The 15,547-nt window shown below is 68.3% G+C and carries 16 protein-coding genes; 15 read left to right on the top strand and 1 reads right to left on the bottom strand.

What is annotated here, in order from left to right:
* Positions 1-24 precede the first annotated feature (24 nt).
* On the top strand, positions 25-1,002 hold the full coding sequence (locus tag Q8S40_RS00740; protein WP_305668901.1) for a tripartite tricarboxylate transporter substrate binding protein: 978 nt from the start codon (positions 25-27) through the stop codon (positions 1,000-1,002).
* A 193-nt stretch (positions 1,003-1,195) separates the two neighbouring features.
* The gene (locus Q8S40_RS00735; protein WP_304814217.1) at positions 1,196-2,119 is read left to right on the top strand and encodes a manganese catalase family protein; all 924 of its coding nucleotides are present in this window, start codon (positions 1,196-1,198) and stop codon (positions 2,117-2,119) included.
* A 99-nt stretch (positions 2,120-2,218) separates the two neighbouring features.
* Here Q8S40_RS00735 and Q8S40_RS00730 read toward each other — a convergent pair whose 3' ends face one another.
* On the bottom strand, positions 2,219-3,259 hold the full coding sequence (locus tag Q8S40_RS00730; protein WP_305668900.1) for a TerC family protein: 1,041 nt from the start codon (positions 3,257-3,259) through the stop codon (positions 2,219-2,221).
* 457 nt (positions 3,260-3,716) lie between these two features.
* Here Q8S40_RS00730 and Q8S40_RS00725 point away from each other — a divergent pair, with 457 nt between their 5' ends.
* The 13 genes from Q8S40_RS00725 to Q8S40_RS00665 all read left to right on the top strand — a co-directional run.
* Positions 3,717-3,986, top strand: coding sequence for a twin-arginine translocase TatA/TatE family subunit (locus tag Q8S40_RS00725; RefSeq protein ID WP_305668899.1), 270 nt, complete (start codon positions 3,717-3,719; stop codon positions 3,984-3,986).
* A gap of 191 nt (positions 3,987-4,177) precedes the next feature.
* Positions 4,178-6,241 (top strand): TRAP transporter permease, encoded by a 2,064-nt coding sequence (locus tag Q8S40_RS00720; protein WP_304814214.1) that lies wholly within the window; start codon positions 4,178-4,180, stop codon positions 6,239-6,241.
* Between the two features lie 5 nt (positions 6,242-6,246).
* Positions 6,247-6,888 (top strand): methylthioribulose 1-phosphate dehydratase, encoded by a 642-nt coding sequence (locus Q8S40_RS00715; protein ID WP_305668898.1) that lies wholly within the window; start codon positions 6,247-6,249, stop codon positions 6,886-6,888.
* Entirely contained in the window at positions 6,885-7,424 is a 540-nt protein-coding gene (locus Q8S40_RS00710) for an acireductone dioxygenase (RefSeq protein ID WP_305668897.1), read from the top strand. The genes Q8S40_RS00715 and Q8S40_RS00710 overlap by 4 nt, the downstream gene beginning before the upstream one ends.
* On the top strand, positions 7,421-8,107 hold the full coding sequence (gene mtnC / locus Q8S40_RS00705) for an acireductone synthase (protein WP_305668896.1): 687 nt from the start codon (positions 7,421-7,423) through the stop codon (positions 8,105-8,107). Before Q8S40_RS00710 ends, mtnC begins: the two co-directional genes overlap by 4 nt.
* A gap of 60 nt (positions 8,108-8,167) precedes the next feature.
* Positions 8,168-9,163, top strand: a complete 996-nt coding sequence (locus Q8S40_RS00700; RefSeq protein WP_304814210.1) for a magnesium transporter CorA family protein — start codon at positions 8,168-8,170, stop codon at positions 9,161-9,163.
* Between the two features lie 29 nt (positions 9,164-9,192).
* Positions 9,193-9,900 (top strand): hypothetical protein, encoded by a 708-nt coding sequence (locus Q8S40_RS00695; protein ID WP_304814209.1) that lies wholly within the window; start codon positions 9,193-9,195, stop codon positions 9,898-9,900.
* 53 nt (positions 9,901-9,953) lie between these two features.
* Positions 9,954-10,919, top strand: coding sequence for an acetamidase/formamidase family protein (locus tag Q8S40_RS00690; protein WP_304814208.1), 966 nt, complete (start codon positions 9,954-9,956; stop codon positions 10,917-10,919).
* Between the two features lie 137 nt (positions 10,920-11,056).
* Positions 11,057-11,605, top strand: a complete 549-nt coding sequence (locus tag Q8S40_RS00685) for a GcrA family cell cycle regulator (RefSeq protein WP_305668895.1) — start codon at positions 11,057-11,059, stop codon at positions 11,603-11,605.
* Positions 11,606-11,686: 81 nt separating this feature from the next.
* Positions 11,687-12,556: a DMT family transporter gene (locus Q8S40_RS00680; RefSeq protein WP_304814206.1), complete on the top strand. Its 870-nt coding sequence runs from the start codon at positions 11,687-11,689 to the stop codon at positions 12,554-12,556.
* Between the two features lie 158 nt (positions 12,557-12,714).
* Positions 12,715-13,407: a class I SAM-dependent methyltransferase gene (locus Q8S40_RS00675; RefSeq protein ID WP_304814205.1), complete on the top strand. Its 693-nt coding sequence runs from the start codon at positions 12,715-12,717 to the stop codon at positions 13,405-13,407.
* A 326-nt stretch (positions 13,408-13,733) separates the two neighbouring features.
* Positions 13,734-14,666 carry a cytochrome c oxidase subunit II gene (gene coxB, locus Q8S40_RS00670; RefSeq protein WP_304814204.1) on the top strand — a complete coding sequence of 311 codons (933 nt, stop codon included), beginning with the start codon at positions 13,734-13,736 and terminating at the stop codon, positions 14,664-14,666.
* 39 nt (positions 14,667-14,705) lie between these two features.
* Positions 14,706-15,547: cbb3-type cytochrome c oxidase subunit I (locus Q8S40_RS00665; protein WP_305668894.1), on the top strand; the 842-nt coding region annotated here is incomplete at its 3' end.

The following is a 15,547-nucleotide window of genomic DNA, read 5'->3' as shown; positions in this document are numbered from 1 at the left end:
CCAATAAATCCTGAGGATCCCGCCATGACCCTGACCCGCCGCGGCCTGATGGCCGCCAGCCTCGCCACCGCCCCCATCCTGTCCGCGCGCGCGCAATCCAGCTGGCCGGAGCGGCCGGTGCGCTTCATCGTGCCGTTCCCGGCAGGCTCCAGCCCGGACCTGACCGGACGTGTCGTGACCGCGCATCTGGCGACCGCGCTCGGCCAGCCGGTGGTGGTGGAAAACCGCGCCGGGGCGGGCGGCAATATCGGCACGGATGCGGTGGCCAAGGCGACGGATGGCCACACCATCGGCCTGTCGATCAACGGCCCGCTCTCCACCGCGCCGGCGCTGTTCGCCAACCTGCCCTATGACCCGGTGCGCGACCTGAAGGCGGTGTCGCTGCTGGTGCGCGGGCCGCAATTCCTGGTGGTTAACAAGGACCTGCCGGCCACCGACCTGGCCAGCTTCGTGGCGCATGTGAAGGCCAATCCGGGCAAGCTGGCCTTCGGCTCGGTCGGGCCCGGCTCAGGCGGGCATCTCGGCATGATCGACCTGATGGCCAAGGCCGGCGGGCTGGAGATGCTGCATGTGCCCTATCGCGGCTTCCCCGATGCGACGCTGGACCTGGTGGCCGGGCGCATCCAGGCGATGGTGGTGACCACCGCCGCCGTGATGGGCCAGGTGCGGGATGGCAGCATCCGCGCGCTGGCCGTCACGTCCAAGGACCGCTTCCGGCTGACGCCGGATGTGCCGACGCTGGCCGAGCAGGGCATGGCGAATGCGGAATCCTATGGCTGGCAGATCATGGTGGCGCCGGCCAATACGCCACCCGAGCGCATCGCCCGGCTGGCGGCCGAGGCGCAGAAGGGCCTGCGCGAGCCGGCCGGGCGCCAGCGGCTGGAGACTGCGGGCTTCGAGGTGATGGCCACCGGCCCGGACGAGGCTGCCGCCTTCCTGGCGGAGGAGACGGACCGCTGGGGCGGGATGATCCGGCGCCTTGGCATCCGCATGGATGCCTGAACGGACCATCCGCATGGATGCCTGAGCGGACCATCCGCATGGATGCCTTGGCGGGGGCTGCCTGATGCACCCGCGCGTGTCACCACGGACAGGTGACGCGCGCGGGTGACGCGCCGCGCCGATCCACCTGACCTCGCAAAGAACTGCAAGCCGCGGATGCCGTTCGTCCCGTATACCTGACGGGAGAGCACCCATGTTCCTGCGCATCGACAAGCTGCAGACCGAATTGCCGCCGCCCAAGCGGCAGGACCCCAACGAGGCGGCCGCCCTGCAGGAACTGCTCGGCGGCAAGTATGGCGAGATGTCCACCCTCGGGAACTACCTGTTCCAGAGCTTCAACTTCCGCAGCAAGGCCAAGCTGCGCCCCTTCTACAGCCTGGTCGCCAGCATCACGGCGGAGGAGCTGGGCCATGTCGAGCTGGTCAGCAATGGCGTCGCCATGCTGAACAACGGTCCGGACAGCGAGGGTGATGATACCGGCGATGGCGGCGACATCACCGGCGCGCCGTTTGCCGACATGAAGGACATCCGGTCCTTCGCCAGCTTCGCCTCCCATGGCGGCGGCTCCATGCCGGTGAACAGCAATTCCATGTCCTGGAACGCCGACATGGTGACCACCACGGGCAATGTGGTGATCGATCTGCTGCACAATTTCCACCTGGAATGCGGCGCGCGGCTGCACAAGCTGCGGGTGTATGAGACCGTGAAGGACCCGACCGCGCGGGAGGTTTGCGGCTACCTGCTGGTGCGCGGGTCCGTGCATGCCCATGCCTATGGGCTGGCGTTGCAGCAGCTGACGGGCGTCGACATCCACAAGATGCTGCCGACGCCGAACATCAACCTGAGCAACATCCCGGAGAGCCAGAAATACCTGGCGGAGGGTTCGCACCGCCGCCTGTATCGCTTCAGCCCGAATGACTACGCCGAGATGGCGTCGATCTGGGGCAATGGCGAGACGGCGCTGCCGGGCGATCCGCCGGGCGAACTGGAAGTCGTGGCCGGCATGCCGGAGGGTGGCAAGATCCACCAGCTGGTCGGCGTGCCCTCCGCCTTCACGCCGGACTACGCGCCGGAGGAGATGTTCGAGATCGCGAAGAAGCTGACGGCCAAGATCTGATTGGCAGACTGACGGGAAGGGCCGGCACCCGCAGGGGTGCCGGCCCTTTTTCTGTCATTCCAGATCCTACGGATCGGGCACGATCCGTAGGATCTGGTATCAGCCGGCGCGCTCGATCGCGGCCTTCTCGGCCTCCAGCGCATTGTCCACCGGCGGCTCGTTGCGGGTCTTCCACAGGGAGTAGAACACGCCGCCCGCGATCAGCGCGGCGGTGACGCCGAGCGAAATCGCCGGGTCCACCTTGCCGAAGATCTGGTTCCAGAAAATCTTCGCGCCGATGAACACCAGCACCATGGCCAGCGCATACTTCAGGTAGTGGAAGCGGTGCACCATGGCCGACAGCGCGAAGTACAGGGCGCGCAGGCCGAGGATGGCCATGATGTTCGCGGTGTAGACGATGAAGGTGTCCGTCGTGATGGCGAAGATCGCCGGCACGCTGTCCACCGCGAAGACCAGGTCGGCCAGGTTGATGACCACCAGCGCCAGGAACAGCGGCGTCGCCCAAACGACGATCTTGCCGGTCTTCGGGTCCGGCTTGCGGATGAAGAACTTCTGGTCGTGCAGCTGGTCCGAGACCCGCATGTGGCGCTTCAGGAAGCGCACCACGGGGTTCTTGGAGATGTCGGCATCGCCTTCCGGCACCACCATCATCTTGATGCCGGTGCCGATCAGGAAGGCGCCGAAGATGAACAGCAGCCAGTCATATTCCTGCACCAGCGCCGCGCCGATGCCGATCATCAGGCCGCGCAGCACGATGACGGCCAGGATGCCCCAGAGCAGGGCGCGGTACTGGTATTTGCGGGGGATGGCGAAGAAGCCGAAGATCAGGCTGATGACGAAGACATTGTCGATCGACAGTGCCTTCTCGATGAAGAAGCCGGTGAAGAAGGTCACGCCGGCATGGGTGCCGTCTTCGGTCGTGATGTGCCCGGCCTCATAGGCCCACCAGATGGCAGCGCCATACAGAACGGCAAAGGTGATGTAGAAAACCGAGAGCCAGAGGCTCTCGCTGATGCCCATCTCCTTGTCCTTCTTGTTGAGGACGCCGAGATCGAAGGCCAGCAGGGCGAGAACGATGGCGAGGAAGCCCAGCCACATCCAGACCGGTTTCCCGACCCAATCCAGCAATAGAAAATCCATGAAACAGTCGCTCCGGGTCATGCGGAAGCCGTCGCCCTTGCGGGACGGGTTCACGTGGCTTCACTGGGGGCACCCCGGCGCGGGTGTCACGATCCGGGCCGGGGTCGTGGCAGGCTCTGGCGATCCGACATCGCGGGGGCGACAACTGACGAGGCGCCAGGAGCCGCCCGAGCCGCCAGAGGGGCCCGGATCAGGCGGCGACATGCTTACAGGCCACCCGGATTTCAACCCCCTCACCGCGATTTGTGCAAAATAATGATGCCGCCCCCCGGAAAGGCCGCGGCCAGGTGCCGGTCGGCGCCCCGGATTACCGATATTCGGGCCTGCCCCGGTTGTCTCGGGCTGGGCGACAGGCCATGTCCGGTTTGCGGAAGACGCCGGGGCGGATTACTCTCCGGCCCCGAGGCAATTCGGCCCCCTGCCACGGGCGGGCCACTCACGGGATCGAGGCGTCGCAATGGGTTCTTTCAGCATCTGGCATTGGCTTGTCGTTCTGCTCGTGATCCTGCTGCTGTTCGGCAGCGGTAAGATCAGCGGGCTGATGGGCGACGTTGCCAAGGGCATCAAGTCCTTCAAGGCCAACATCAAGGACGAAGACGGCAAGGACGCCGCGATGGCGGCCGACCCGGCGGCACAGACCCCGGTCCCGCCGTCCGGCACCATCGCCGCGCCGGGCACCCAGCCCAACACGGCGCAGGCGGCCAACCCGTCGCGTCCGGCGGCCTGACGCGCCTGGCGGCGAGCCCTTGCGGGCGCGCCGCCAGCCTTAATCTCGGATGTTGCCGGGCCCAATGAGCGGTATTAAGCTCACGCCCCTGTGATGTGCGCCGTCCCGCACCATGCGGCATGGCGTTGAGCGCCGGTTCCGCCTGACGGGACCGGCGTTTCGTTTGACTGCCAAACGGGGGGCGATAAAAAATGCAGCAGCCGGGACAGCCGGGGCAGCCGGATTCGGCCGCCCCCTCAGCGGGTGGTGGCCTGGCGCAGGATGTGGCCGCGGCCCCGGCCACGGCGAAGCCCGTGGACGACACCGAATTCGCCTCGCTCCGCCGGAGCCTGGTGGGCTGGCAGGGCGCCCTGTGGAAATACGCCGCCGCCGCCTTCGTGCTGTGGCACATGTGGATCCTGCTGGTGATGCCGGTGGACCCCACCGTGGCGCGCGCGGTGCATGTGTTCCTGGGCGCCATCCTCGGCTTCGCGCTGTTCGCCCCCACCGCCAGCCAGGCCGGCAAATCCGTTCCCTGGTACGACTTCCTGGTGATGATCCCGTGCCTGTTGATCGTCGCGCATTACGTGCTGGACGGCGACGGGATCGAGATGCGCAGCTTCATGGGCCCCAATACGCGGGACCTGCTGGTGGCCGGGGCCGGCATCCTCATCGTCATGGAATTCGCCCGCCGCAGCGCCGGCCTTGCCATGCCGATCATCGCCGGCACCTTCATCGCCTATTGCTTCGTCGGCCCCTGGATGCCGGGGCTGCTGTACCATCGCGGCGTGGCGCTGGACCAGGCGCTGGTGGAGTTGTTCAACAACAATGGCGTGCTGGGCACCATCGTGCAGGTGTCCTCCACCTTCATCATCATGTTCGTCACCTTCGCCGCCTTCCTCCAGGCCTCCCGCGCCGGCGAGTATTTCAACGATCTGGCGATGGGGCTGGTGGGCTGGGCGCGGGGCGGGCAGGCGAAGGTGGCGGTCGTGTCCTCCTTCATGTTCGGCACGGTCAGCGGCAGTTCGGTGGCCAATGTCGTGGCCTCGGGCACCTTCACCATCCCGATGATGCGCCGCGGCGGCTATGACCGTGAAACCGCGGGCGCGGTGGAGGCCACGGCCTCGACCGGTGGGCAGCTGGCGCCGCCGGTGATGGGTGCGGGCGCCTTCATCATGGCCGAGGTGCTGGGCATCCCCTATACGGAGATCGCGTTGGCCGGCGTGATCCCGGCGCTGCTGTTCTACTTCGCGGTCTACACCCATTGCGACCTGCATGCCCGCAAGGCGCGGCTGTATGGCCTGCCATGGAACGAGCTGCCGAAACTGCTGGACCTCGCGCGCCGGGTCTACATGCTGGCGCCCCTGGTCGTCCTGATCACGGTGCTGCTGAGCGGCTATTCGCCGTTCCGTGCCGCCGCCTGGGGCATCGCCTCGGCGCTGATCATCATGACCGTCACCTTCCTGCTGCACCATCTGATGGTGCAGCGCGCCGGGGTGGTGCAGGCGCTGGTCGGCACCGTGGTGGATCTGTTCCGCGGCATCCTCGAGGCATTGTCCGGCTCGGCACGCGAAGTGATGCAGCTGATCGCGGTCTGCGCCACCGCGGGCATCGTCGCCGGCGTCATCGGCCTGACCGGGGTTGGCGGCCGCTTCGCCTCCCTGCTGCTGGAGGTCGCCTCCGGCCTGCCGCTGCTGGCCATGCTGTTCGCCATGGTGGTCGCGATCATCCTCGGCATGGGGGTGCCGACCACGGCGGCCTATGCGATCGCCGCCGCGGTGGTGGCGCCGGGGCTGATCCAGATGGGCGTGCCGGCGCTGTCCGCGCACATGTTCATCTTCTACTTCGCCGTGCTCTCGGCCATCACGCCGCCCGTCGCACTCGCCTCCTTCGCCGCGGCGGGGATGGCGGGGGGTGACATGTGGAAGACCTCGCTGAAGGCGGTGAAGCTCGGGCTCGCCACCTTCATCGTGCCCTACATGTTCTGGCTCTCGCCCGCGCTGCTCGGCCAGGGTGATACGCTGGAGGTGGCGCAGGCCGTGGGATCGGCCATGCTCGGCGTGTTCTTGCTCGCCTGCACCACGGAAGGCTGGATGTTCAAGGCGGCGCTGCCATTGCCGCTGCGGGTGGTCTCCGGCATTGCCGCCATCGCGCTGATGGTGCCGGAAGGTGCGACGGACCTCGCGGGCCTCGCCGTCGGCCTCGGCCTGATCGCCTGGCAGTGGCGGCGCGAGGCTCCGGAGGGCGACAGGGTGCGCGCGCCGATGGGCCGCTGACGCCGATGCGGCAGGAGGCGGCGGCGGCGCAGATCGTCGCCGCGGGGCGGCGGCTGGATGCGCTGGGCTGGGTGCCGGCGACGGCGGGCAATTTCTCCGTCCGGCTGGATGCGCGGCGGCTCGCCGTCACCGTCTCCGGCCGCCACAAGGGGTTTCTCACCCCGGATGACGTCATGGTGGTGGACCTCGACGGGGTGGCGGAGAACCCGGCGCAGCGATCCTCCGCCGAAACCCTGCTGCATTGCGGCATCTATCGCCGCTTTCCGGAGGCCGGCGCGGTGCTGCACGGCCATTCCATCGCCAACACCGTGCTGTCCCGTCTCGCCGGAAACAGCCTGACCCTGGCGGGCTATGAACTGCTGAAGGTGTTTCCGGGCCTGCCGACGCATGACGCCGAAGTGGCCGTGCCGGTGGTGCCGAACGACCAGGACATCGCCCGCATGCAGCGCGGATTGGACGCGCTGTGGGATGGCATGGCAGCGGACATGGGTGCCATTCCGCCCGGCTACTTGATCCGAGGTCATGGTTCCTATGTATGGGCGCCCGATATGCCCACGGCGTTGGCCCGCATGGAAGGGCTGGAATTCATGCTGCGCTGTGAACTGGAAGAGCAGCGTTGGGCGCTGAAAGAAAGGAACCTGCGATGAGCCGTCTGACCGTGTGGGACGCCGCGACCAATCAGCAGATCCAGGTCACCGAGGACCCGGCCGCGATCGCCGCCGCGCTGTCCGCCATCGGCGTGCGCTTCGAGCGCTGGGAACTGGCCGACCTGCCGGCGGACGCCCCGGCCGAGGCGGTGCTGGAGGCCTATCGCCCGCGCCTCGATGGCTTCATGGGCGAGACCGGCGCCGGCACGGCGGATGTCATCAAGCTGACGCCGGACCATCCGCAGAAGGATGCGATGCGCGCCAAATTCCTGTCGGAGCACATCCATACCGAGGATGAGGTGCGCTTCTTCCACGCCGGCTCCGGCAATTTCGTGCTGCATGTGGATGGAAAGGTCTTTGATGCCCATTGCACCCCGGGCGACCTGATCTCCGTGCCGGCCGACAGCAAGCACTGGTTCGACGCCGGGGAGAACCCGAACTTCGCGGTGCTGAGGGTGTTCACCGACACCTCCGGCTGGACCCCGCACTACACCGGCACCGACATGGCGACCCGCTTCCCCGCCGCGACCGCATGACCACCCGGCCTGCGCTGGTCCTGACGGATATCGAAGGCACCACCAGCGCCATCGCCTTCGTCAAGGACACGCTGTTTCCGTTCGCCGAGGCCGAGCTGGACGCCTTCCTCGCCGCCCGCGGCGCGGAGCCGGAGGTGGCGGCGATCCTGGCCGAGGTGCCCGGGCCGGACCGCGCGGCGACGCTGCGCGGCTGGATGGCGGCGGATGCCAAGGTCACGGCGCTGAAATCGCTGCAGGGGCTGATCTGGGCGGCGGGCTTCGCCGATGGCCGGCTGCGCGGCCACCTCTGGCCCGATGTGGCGCCCTGCCTGCGCGCCTGGCACGCGGCCGGGGTGGCGCTTGCCGTCTATTCCTCGGGCTCCGTCGGCGCCCAGAAGCTGCTGTTCGGCCATTCCGAGGCGGGTGACCTGCTGCCGCTGTTCTCCGGCTTTTTCGATACCAGGGTCGGCGGCAAGCGCGAGGCTGCCTCCTACGCCGCCATTGCCGCGCAGACCGGCCAGGACCCGGCGCGGATCCTGTTCCTGTCCGACGTGGCGGAGGAGCTGGACGCGGCCGAGGCCAGCGGGCTGATGACCTGCCAGCTGATCCGCCTGCAGGACGGCACCGTGGCTTCCGGGCGACACCAGCGGGCTGCCGATTTCCCCGGCGTCGCGCGGCTGTTTCAACTGCCCTTGGCCGCGTGACAGGCGCCGTCGCGTCGCGCTAGATGGCCCTGCCCCGGGGGCGCGGGAGTCAACTACAACATGATGACGAGCTACGCCGTAGATGACGGCCGCCTCACCGTGCGCGACGGAGTTCTGCCACCGGAACAGATCGCTCGCGCGGTCTGGATCGACCTGCTCAACCCGACCCTGGAGGAGGAGCGGGCGGTGCAGGATGCGCTGCGGCTGGAGATTCCGACGCGCGAGGAAATGCAGGAGATCGAAAGCTCCTCCCGCCTGTACCGGGAGGAGGAGACGCTGTTCCTGACCGCCAATTTCCTGCATGGCGTCGAGGGCGGCGATTATGCGTCCACCCCCATCACCTTCGTGCTCAGCAACCAGGCGCTGGTCACCGTGCGCTATGCCACGCCCAAGGCCTTCACCATGTTCGCCCTGCGCTGCCAGCGCACGCCCGCGATGGTGGCCACGCCGGATGGGGTGATGCTGCATCTGTTCGAGCAGATCGTGGACCGGCTGGCGGATGTGCTGGAACGGCTGGGCCTGGATATGGACCGCGCCTCCAACGCCACGTTCCGTGGTGCCCGGGCCAAGACCAAGACCTCCAAGACCACCACCCTGGGCGGCGAGCATCTGCGCGAGACGCTGATCACCCTCGGCCTGGTGGGCGAGGTGACGACCCGTGCCTCCGAAACGCTGCTCGGCCTGTCGCGCATCCTGACCTTCGTGGGGGCGGAGAAGGCGCATGCGGTCCGCAAGGAGAACCAGGTTCTCATCAAGACGTTGGTGCGCGATGTGCGCAGCCTTGTGGACCATGCGAAGGTGCTGAACGACAAGGCGCAGTTCCTGCTGGATGCGGTGCTCGGCATCGTCAGCGTCGAACAGAGCAACATCATCAAGACCTTTACCGTGGCCTCCGTCGCCTTGATGCCGCCGACGTTGATCGCCAGCATCTACGGCATGAATTTCCAGTTCATGCCGGAATTGAACGAGGTCTGGGGCTATCCGGCGGCGATCGGGGTGATGGTGGTCTCCGCCGTGCTGCCGATTGTCTATTTCAAGCGGAAGGGCTGGTTCTGATCCTGCCCTCCCTGCTCCTTGCGCTGCTGTTGCTGGTGGCCGCGGGGCAGGTCCAGGCCCAGCCTGCGGGGCAACCGGCCCTGCTGCCGCCGCCCACCGCGGCGCCGGTGGCCTGCCCGCCGCGCGGCACGCCGCTGGTGCGCGTCACCATCTCGGACCCGGATGTGCGCGTGCTGGCGCCGGTCAGCGCGGATGAGCTGCGCCGCATGGCCGATGTGCCGGAGGAAGTCAGCCACGACACGGTGCTGCACCATCTGGGCCTGACGCTGTCCCGGGTGGAATGGCGCAGCGAGATCACGGTCCGCAGCCAGGGGCCCAGCGGCGGGCCGGTCTGCGGCGTTCCCTCCGAGGTGCGGCTGAGCCTGGTGCATGCCGAGCACAGCATCCGCCTGGCGCGCGAGCTTCCGCGCGGCGGCTGCCTGGCGCGGGAGGTGCTGGCGCATGAGCGCCGCCATGCCGAGGTCAACCGCCGCACGCTGCGCGACGCCGCGGAAGGCCTGCGCCAGGCCGGGCGCGCCTGGGCCGCCCGCGCCCGCGCCGAGGCACCGGATGCCGGCGCCGCCGCCCTGCTGCTGCAGGAGGATCTGACGGCGGCGGTGGAGCCGGTGCTGGCGCGGCTGCGCGCGGCGCGGGAGGCGGGGCACGACGCGATCGACACGCCGCAGGAATACCGCCGACTCGGCCGCGTCTGCCCGGCCGACCAGCGCCGGCTGAGCGAGCGCCTGCGCACGCATTGACCGGCCGCGCCGGCCTTGCTGCACTGCCGGAATTGATCAGCCGAGGTGTACCCATGCCCGCCAGCCACCGCATCGCTGCCACGCCCGAGACCATTCGCTGGGGCGCCTTCGACGCCAGCTTTGCCCCCGTGGCGACCATCGCGAGCGGTGACCTGGTGGTGCTGGAATGCGTCTCCGGCGCGCCGGAGGCGATGCCGAAGCCGGAGAGCGGGCTGCTGCTGCCGCCAGCACTCGCCGCCATCCATGCCGCCAGGCCGCCGCGCCTCGGCCCGCATATCCTGACCGGGCCGGTGGCGGTGGAAGGCGCCGAGCCGGGGGATGCGCTGCGGATCGATATCGAGCAGATCGAGCTGGGCTGCGACTGGGGTTTCTGTGGCTTCCGCCCGCTATTCGGCACGCTGCCGGAGGATTTTCCCTATCAGCGGATGCTGCACATCCCGGTGGACAAGGCGGCGATGACCGGCACGGTGCCGGTCGGCCCGGGCGTGACCCTGCCTTTGTCGCCCTTCTTCGGCGTGATGGGCCTGGCGCCGCCGCCGGCCTGGGGTTCGATCTCGACCAAGGAGCCGCGGGCGCATGGCGGCAACCTGGACAACAAGGAACTGACCGCGGGCAGCACGCTGTGGCTGCCGGTGCATGTGGCGGGCGGCAATTTCTCGGCCGGCGACGGGCATGGCGTGCAGGGTGATGGCGAGGTCTGCATCAACGCGCTGGAGATGTGCCTGACCGGTCATTTCCGCCTGACGCTGGAGAAGGGCGGCGGCGCCGCGGACCCGGCGCTGCGCTTCCCCCGCGCGGAGACGAAGACACATTTCATCTCCATGGGGCTGAACGAGGATCTTGATCTGGCGATGAAACAGGCGTTGCGGGAGATGATCGCCTTCATCGTGGCGCGGATGAACGTCTCGGCGGCGGACGCCTACCAGCTCTGCTCCCTGGCGGTGGATTTCCGGGTGACGCAGACGGTGAACGGGGAGAAGGGCGTGCATGGAATGCTGAAGAAAGGATTACTGTTCTGAAACAATATTAAGCCCCCCTTTGCCCTCCCGGCACTCTGTCCACAGGAAACTTGCATCCCGGCGCATTCTACAACTTGTAGTCGCCCCCCGCGTTGCCCTACCGTATGTTGTGTCAGGCGGGGTTGTGGAGAGAGCGCATGGATTGGACTGCGGAGGCCATCGAGCGGCTTCGGGCGCTCTGGGCGGAAGGTCATTCGACGGCTGAGATCGGCCGTCGCATGGGTATCTCCAAGAATGCCGTGGTCGGCAAGGCGCATCGCCTGAACCTGCCGGCACGCCCCAGCCCGATCCGGCGCGAGGCGACCATGGAACGCCCGCCGCAAGCCAGCCCGGCACGCCTGCCGCGACCAGTGGCGGTGGCGGCGCGCAGCACCCTGCCCGCGGCCCCGCCGGCCCATGCGGCGCCCACCGGCGCTTCCATCGGTGCTTCGCCGGCAGCGGCGCCCAGCGCACCGGCCCTCGGCACGGTGGCACCGCGCGCCCCGATGCCCGCACCGCAGCCTTCGGTGGTTCGCGCCTTCCCTCGCTTTGGCGCGGCCCGCAGCTGCTGCTGGCCGATCGGGGAGCCGGGGACGCCGGAGTTCCGCTTCTGCTCGGCCGAGGCGACACCCGGCAAGCCCTACTGCACCCAACATGCCGCCGTGGCCTATGTGAAGGCGCGCGACCGGCGCGAGGACGCGGCCTGATCCGGCCCCGCCCCGCAAGCGGGGCGGACAGGCGGGGATGCGGGGTGCTCGGGCGGGATTTCCGCTGGCATAGGGGCGTGCATGTCTCGGTCCCTACAGGGCGTGCTGCTGCAGCTTCTGGCGCTGGCGCTGTTCGTTGCCATGGATGCGCTGCTGAAGGTGCTGGTGGCGAACCACGCCGTGCCGCAGCTCATGTTCGTGCGCTTCGTCTTTCACACGCTGCTGGTGATGGCGGCGCTGAAGCTGCTGACCGGCAAGGTACCCTTCCGCAGCCGCGCGCCCGGGCTGCAGACCCTGCGCAGCCTGTGCCTGGCCACCGCCAATGCGGCGCTGTCCGTGGCGCTGATCCATATTCCGCTGGCGGATGCCACCGCGGTGGCCTTCGCCGCACCGGTGCTGACCGTGGCGCTGGCCGCAGTCTGGCTGGGGGAGAAGGTGTCGCCGCGCCGCTGGCTCGGCTGCTGCATCGGCCTGGCCGGCGTGCTGGTGGCGCTGCGCCCGCCCTTCCTGACCGGGGAGCCGCTGCACTGGGCCATGCTGCTGCCGCTGGTCACCGCCGTGGCCAATACGGTCTACCAGATCCTGACCCGCAAGCTGGCAGCGGTGGACGAGCCGCACACCACCTTCGTGCATACCTCGATCGCCGCCGCCATCCTCACCGGCCTGGCGCAGCCCTTCGTCTGGGTGACGCCGGGCGTCTGGGACTGGCCGCTTTTCGCCGCCCTCGGCCTGCTCGGTGGCGCCGGGCACTGCCTGCTGGTGCTGGCCTTCGCCCGGGCCCCGGCCTCCGTCCTGGCGCCGATGTCCTATACCCAGCTTTTGTGGGCCGGGCTGGCCGGGGTGCTGGTGTTCGGCGACTGGCCGGATGGCTGGACCGCGATGGGCGCAGCCATCATTGCCGCCGGCGGCATCCTGGTGGCGCTGCCCGAGCGGCGCCCGGCGCCACCCTGACGCCGCCCGGCGCCGCCCCGGAATCGGGCCAGATGGCAGGGACGTGATGCAGGCAGGCTGATCGCCCGGTGCTTGCATGACGTTCGGATGTCATCAACAGGCTTGCGTAAACCGGCCGGAAAGGACTAGCCCATGCCCACCTTTGCAATTGGCCCGGCATGACCATCCGAACCGATACCCCCGACCGTGACCACCCGCGCACCGCGCTCGATGCGGCGGGGGTGCGCGACGCCTACCGGCGCTGGGCCGGGGTGTATGACGCGGTCTTCGGCGGCGTCTCCGCCTTCGGCCGCCGCCGCGCGGTGGCGGAGGTCAATCGCCTGCCCGGCACCCGGGTGCTGGAGGTGGGCGTGGGCACCGGCCTCGCCTTGCCGCGCTACAACGGCGACAAGCGCGTGGTCGGCGTGGACCTGTCGCGGGAGATGCTGGAGAAGGCGGCCCAGCGGGTGCAGGCGGAGCGGCTGGGCCAGGTGGTCGGCCTGGCGGAGATGGACGCCGAGCACATGGCCTTCGCCGATGGCGCCTTCGACATCGCGGTGGCGATGTTCACCGCCAGCGTGGTGCCGGATGCCAAGCGCCTGTTCGGCGAGATGTCCCGCGTCGTGCGGCCCGGCGGCCACCTGCTGTTCGTGAACCATTTCGCGGCGGAGAACGGCCCGCGCTGGTGGGTGGAACGCGCCATGGCGCCGCTGTCCCGCCTGCTGGGCTGGCACCCGGATTTCGCGCTGCGCGACCTGCTGGACCCGGAACTGGTGCAGGTGGAGGCGATGGAGGCCTGCAAGCCGGGCGGCCTGTTCACCCTGGTGCGGGTGCGGAACCAGCCGGGGGCGGGGCTGGCGATCGCCGCCTGATGCTGCACCGCGCCGGTGTTTCCTCCCGATTGAGGAATGCCGTGCGAGGATGCCTGCGCGCATTCCCGGTTTGCGGGATTTCGTAACCTTACCAATGATGCAGTGCCTGGTCAGGCTTGTGTAAGGGAAGGGCGACGTCACTTGTGCGGTGCAAGGGTGGACACTATGGTCCGCCCGCAGCGCGACCTGCCGCGGCGGCGGTGGAAGAGGCGCGCTTGGGGCCTTGGGCGGGCGGGCCGCCCCTTGGTCTTGCGACAGACTCGGCGTGCGACGCGGTGCGCTGACGGGGTGACAGGATGCGGCACGTGATCGGTGCGTTTCGAAAAATGACGGGTCTTCGCATGGCGGGCCGGGCAACCGGGCTGCTGGGCCTCGCAGGACTGGCCGCGGCGCTGGCTGCCTTCGGCGTTCCGGCAGCGGCCCTGGCGCAGGAGGCGATGATTGGTGCGCCACAGCCCTGGGGCATGGGGCTTCAGGCCTCCGGCGGGCCGATCAAGGACGCGATCTCGTCCTTCAACGCGCTGGTGTTCTGGATCATCGTCGCCATCACGATCTTCGTGGCCGCGCTGCTGGCCTATGTGATCTGGCGCTTCCGGGCCGAGGCCAATCCGAACCCCTCCCGCACCAGCCACAACACCACGCTCGAGATTGCCTGGACGGTGGTGCCGGTGCTCATCCTGGTGGTCATCGCGATCCCGTCCTTCCGGCTGATCTACTACCAGGACCGGACGGTGGATGCGGACCTCACGGTCAATGTGCAGGGCCGCCAGTGGTATTGGCATTACGGCTACCCGGATAACGGCAACTTCACCTTCGACAGCTACCCGGTGCAGACCGAAGACCTGCAGGCCGGGCAGATGCGGAACCTGGACGTGGACAACCCGCTGGTGATTCCGGTGGGCGCCAATGTGCGCGTGCTGACGACCGGGCAGGATGTGATCCATTCCTTCTTCGTCCCCTCGCTTGGCGTGCAGCGCTACACCATTCCCGGCCGTACGCTGGAGACCTGGATGCGCGCCGACCGGCCGGGCACCTTCTATGGCCAGTGCAACCAGATCTGCGGTGTGAACCACTGGTTCATGCCGATCGTGGTCCGCGCCGTGCCGCAGGCGGAATATGAGGCCTGGGTCGCCCAGGCGCAGGCGAACTTCGCGCAAGGGCTGCCGCCGGGTCCGCCCGTGGCGCTCGCGGCCGGCGTTCCGGCCCCTGGCGCACCCGCCACCGCCCCCCAGATCAACGTCGCCGAGGCCCGCCGGTAAGGCGGCCCCGAAGCCAACATCAGAAGCGGACAAACCCCTATGGCGACCGCGGCACACGCCCACGACGATCATCACGATCACAAGCCGAACTTCGTGAATCGGTGGCTGTTTTCCACCAATCACAAGGATATCGGCACCCTCTATATCGGCTTCTCGCTGATCGCCGCGATCGTTGGCATCGGCCTGTCCCTGCTCATGCGCATCGAGCTGCAGGAGCCGGGGATGCAGATCTTCGCCGATGGCCAGATGTGGAATGCCTATGTCTCGGCCCACGGGCTGATCATGGTGTTCTTCGTCATCATGCCGGCGCTGATCGGCGGCTTCGGCAACTGGTTCGTGCCGCTGATGATCGGCGCGCCGGACATGGCCTTCCCGCGCATGAACAACATCAGCTTCTGGCTGCTGGTGCCGGCCTTCCTGCTGCTCGGCGCCTCGCTGTTCGTCGGCGGCGGCGCGGGCGCGGGGTGGACCATCTATCCCCCGCTGTCGGATGACACCTACCAGACTGGCCCCGCGATGGACATGGCGCTGTTCGGCCTGCATCTGGCCGGTGCTTCGTCCATCCTCGGCGCGGCCAACTTCATCACCACCATCTTCAACATGCGCGCCCCGGGCATGACGCTGCACAAGATGCCGCTTTTCGTGTGGTCCATGCTGGTCACCGCCTTCCTGCTGCTGCTGGCGGTGCCGGTGCTGGCAGGCGCGATCACCATGCTGATCACGGACCGCAACTTCGGCACGGCCTTCTTCGACCCGGCCGGCGGTGGTGACCCGGTGCTGTTCCAGCATCTGTTCTGGTTCTTCGGGCATCCTGAAGTTTACATCATGATTCTGCCAGCGTTTGGCGTTGTTTCTGCGATCATCCCGACATTTGCACGCAA

The sequence above is a fragment of the Falsiroseomonas sp. genome (genome assembly GCF_030695085.1).
Lineage (GTDB): Bacteria > Pseudomonadota > Alphaproteobacteria > Acetobacterales > Acetobacteraceae > Falsiroseomonas.
The sequence above is the reverse complement of the archived record's forward strand: the minus strand, read 5'-3'. Positions and strand labels throughout refer to the sequence as shown.

Coding starts and splice junctions, on each gene's coding strand:
- Q8S40_RS00740 (WP_305668901.1), top strand. CDS start 25: ATGACCCTGACCCGCCGCGGCCTGATGGCCGCCAGCCTCGCCACCGCC.
- Q8S40_RS00735 (WP_304814217.1), top strand. CDS start 1,196: ATGTTCCTGCGCATCGACAAGCTGCAGACCGAATTGCCGCCGCCCAAG.
- Q8S40_RS00730 (WP_305668900.1), bottom strand. CDS start 3,259: ATGGATTTTCTATTGCTGGATTGGGTCGGGAAACCGGTCTGGATGTGG.
- Q8S40_RS00725 (WP_305668899.1), top strand. CDS start 3,717: ATGGGTTCTTTCAGCATCTGGCATTGGCTTGTCGTTCTGCTCGTGATC.
- Q8S40_RS00720 (WP_304814214.1), top strand. CDS start 4,178: ATGCAGCAGCCGGGACAGCCGGGGCAGCCGGATTCGGCCGCCCCCTCA.
- Q8S40_RS00715 (WP_305668898.1), top strand. CDS start 6,247: ATGCGGCAGGAGGCGGCGGCGGCGCAGATCGTCGCCGCGGGGCGGCGG.
- Q8S40_RS00710 (WP_305668897.1), top strand. CDS start 6,885: ATGAGCCGTCTGACCGTGTGGGACGCCGCGACCAATCAGCAGATCCAG.
- mtnC (WP_305668896.1), top strand. CDS start 7,421: ATGACCACCCGGCCTGCGCTGGTCCTGACGGATATCGAAGGCACCACC.
- Q8S40_RS00700 (WP_304814210.1), top strand. CDS start 8,168: ATGATGACGAGCTACGCCGTAGATGACGGCCGCCTCACCGTGCGCGAC.
- Q8S40_RS00690 (WP_304814208.1), top strand. CDS start 9,954: ATGCCCGCCAGCCACCGCATCGCTGCCACGCCCGAGACCATTCGCTGG.
- Q8S40_RS00685 (WP_305668895.1), top strand. CDS start 11,057: ATGGATTGGACTGCGGAGGCCATCGAGCGGCTTCGGGCGCTCTGGGCG.
- Q8S40_RS00680 (WP_304814206.1), top strand. CDS start 11,687: ATGTCTCGGTCCCTACAGGGCGTGCTGCTGCAGCTTCTGGCGCTGGCG.
- Q8S40_RS00675 (WP_304814205.1), top strand. CDS start 12,715: ATGACCATCCGAACCGATACCCCCGACCGTGACCACCCGCGCACCGCG.
- coxB (WP_304814204.1), top strand. CDS start 13,734: ATGACGGGTCTTCGCATGGCGGGCCGGGCAACCGGGCTGCTGGGCCTC.